At 49.1% G+C, this 1,096-nt stretch carries 1 protein-coding gene and 1 pseudogene; one reads left to right on the top strand and one right to left on the bottom strand.

Annotated elements, in window-relative coordinates:
• Nucleotides 1–781, bottom strand: a 781-nt coding sequence (locus U4E84_RS18365; RefSeq protein ID WP_322533496.1) for an oligosaccharide flippase family protein, incomplete at its 3' end; no start/stop codon positions are given.
• Between the two features lie 117 nt (nt 782–898).
• Between U4E84_RS18365 and U4E84_RS18370 the strand changes: the two are divergent.
• Nucleotides 899–1,096 (top strand): annotated as a pseudogene (locus tag U4E84_RS18370) (IS6 family transposase); the annotation flags it as partial.

The following is a 1,096-nucleotide window of genomic DNA, read 5'->3' on the forward strand; positions in this document are numbered from 1 at the left end:
TTTGGGCGAGTGATGTTCCAAAGATGGCAAGAAGAGATGCTAAATTCCAAGCGATCTCGTAGTAGGCAATCAGATTTGAACTGACAAACAACCCGAGGATGACGGTGTCTAACGCAGAGAAAGACCGCTCTTCAATGCCAGAGAGCCACGAATACCGTGCGAAATCTAAGATGCTATATATATCCGCACGTGAAGGGCGGAGTGGCCGTATTGTGAGTAAGATGATACCTGCGCATGCTGCTACGGCCGCCCCCACGATATATCCCCAAGCAAGGCCGGCAAGACCTCCACCAAGCAAACCGACAAAGACAACAACAATTTGAAGTCCACTTCGAATAACCACGTTGAGTGGGCGTAAAAGCGCTGACAGGTGGACTTGTTGTTCGCCATGAAGTGCCGCACTCACCAGCGAGAACGCTAACATAGATCCAAGACCAAGTATCAATAGCCAGATTCCATCGAAACCAAGGTAGTTTTTGACAGTATCTCTAAACGATAGTAGACCAGCGACGACGATGAGATAGATAATTAACTGGACGAGGATACCGGCGCCTAGTTTACTCCCGTCACCGTCTGCTTCACTGAGTCGCTTCTTAATGGCATAGTGTATCCCGGAGCCAAACAGCGTCTTGAGCCAAATTAGAACGGCTACAAACAGGAAATAGGTCCCCAACACGGAGCCACCTAGCTCACGAGCGACGTAGAAAGTGGCAGCGAAGCCCAGCAGAGAACCTGCCAACCGCGACCCGAAGTGAACCACTGATGTCTGCCCGAGTCGCATATCTCAATTCTCGGGATTATCGTAAATAAGCACGGTGATAATAACTATTGGTGGACTCAGATCGGCGGTGTTCAGATAAGGTTTAAAGAGTGAGGCGGTGCGTTTTCAAAGTGTTCTATGCCAGAAAACGGCCGCCTCAGCAGCTGTTTAGACGAGACCAACTTAGAGTTTGTGGAGCGAGAAGCAACACGCAGCTGCTGATAAAGCTCAGTATTCAGCTTCATTTGGCTAGATTATCGCTTTCGAAGACTGTCTCGTTTCTTGAGGTTTTCGGTGTTGATCGGGTTCGATCGATCGTTCACAACTGGGTTCACA

The organism is Halorubrum sp. AD140 (assembly GCF_034497445.1).
GTDB lineage: Archaea > Halobacteriota > Halobacteria > Halobacteriales > Haloferacaceae > Halorubrum.